Below are 1,239 nucleotides of genomic sequence, written 5' to 3'. Positions count from 1 at the left end.
TGTAATACTCTGCTCTTATCTAAACGCGTTAGCAATCGTTCTTGTTCTCTCTTCCAGTTCTCTCATATTCATTCGGGTATTGCACATAACGTCTTTGTATTCACGAACCCTCACTGGCTTAAGGGGCGCATGCCCCGGGTCCGACGGACTTAGCCAGTGCAGGGTTGTCCGGCTGCTCCCGCTTCCCCGAAATCCCTCTGCCGGACCGAGGGCCGGATGGCCCGATGCGTGAATATGGTGTTAGATGAAGTGTTCGCCTTCCGAGAGCTACTTAAAGAAGAATTTCAATTCCTTCATAAAGCTCTTTCAAATAGCTATTCTTAATTTCTAGTTGAGATATTGATTCCAGTTTGTTATTTACTATTACTTGATTAAAGGTACTCATATTATTATTTACTCGTTCTGCAGTTAACTTCTCTATAGAGTAACTGTTATCTGGCCAACATTCATTCGTATCAAAGAAAGCCTTGGCATCCTCTTCGATAGCACTTCCCCCAATAATAAAATGAAACTCATTGTAAAAATCTCTAAGTAAATTATAAAACTCATAATGTTCTGCTCGCCTCATGCCGGGCTGTTTCCATTCTGGAGCATCATACTCTGATCCATAAAAACAAAGTGAAAAACAAAGGAGATTAGTATTAATTCTTTCAACAAATAATAATGATTGCCGTGTTCTATTAAAATGAACCGTCAGATTTAAACATATCTGATTTACAATCCTCTCTTCAGGCTTATCTTCATCAAACGGATACCCGTCGTAGAACTCTTCAATGAATTCTGGAGGATTATGTAGAACTATTTTGATTGTTGATGAATTTACTAATCTAATAATTGTTTGATAAAGCGGTTCAACATCTTCAATGATAAAACTGAGTTCAAAAAATGGTCCTCCCTGTAACCAATTCATTGATGGACTATCCTTTCTATTGGTTTGCGAATATTTCATCTAACGTCTTTGTATTCACGAACCCTCACTGGCTTAAGGCGCGAACGCGCCGGGTCCAACGGACTTAGCCAGTGCAGGGTTGTCCGGCTGCCGCCACTTCCCCGAAATCCCCCTGCCGGACCGAGGGCCGGATGGCCCGATGCGTGAATACGGTGTTATGTGCAGTTCCCGACTTCCTCGGGTCACATTCATATCCAATAAAGCGCAGCATCTTGTTCTCGTTCTTCAAATCGCACTTATTCCTTAATCGTTCTAGACCTTCAATTCTTTCATCATTCTTTATGCTCCGT

2 protein-coding genes are annotated in these 1,239 nt (G+C 41.6%); both read right to left on the bottom strand.

Annotated elements, in window-relative coordinates; translation table 11 throughout:
* Window positions 1–271: 271 nt before the first annotated feature.
* Window positions 272–910: a hypothetical protein gene (locus tag DFQ01_RS30740; RefSeq protein WP_110047714.1), complete on the bottom strand. Its 639-nt coding sequence runs from the start codon at window positions 908–910 to the stop codon at window positions 272–274.
* Window positions 911–1,013: 103 nt separating this feature from the next.
* A partial coding sequence (locus DFQ01_RS31460; protein ID WP_219993720.1) for a hypothetical protein occupies window positions 1,014–1,239 on the bottom strand: 226 nt, incomplete at its 5' end.

It is taken from the genome of Paenibacillus cellulosilyticus, from assembly GCF_003182255.1.
Lineage (GTDB): Bacteria > Bacillota > Bacilli > Paenibacillales > Paenibacillaceae > Paenibacillus_T > Paenibacillus_T cellulosilyticus.
This window is presented reverse-complemented; position numbering and strand designations above follow the sequence as displayed.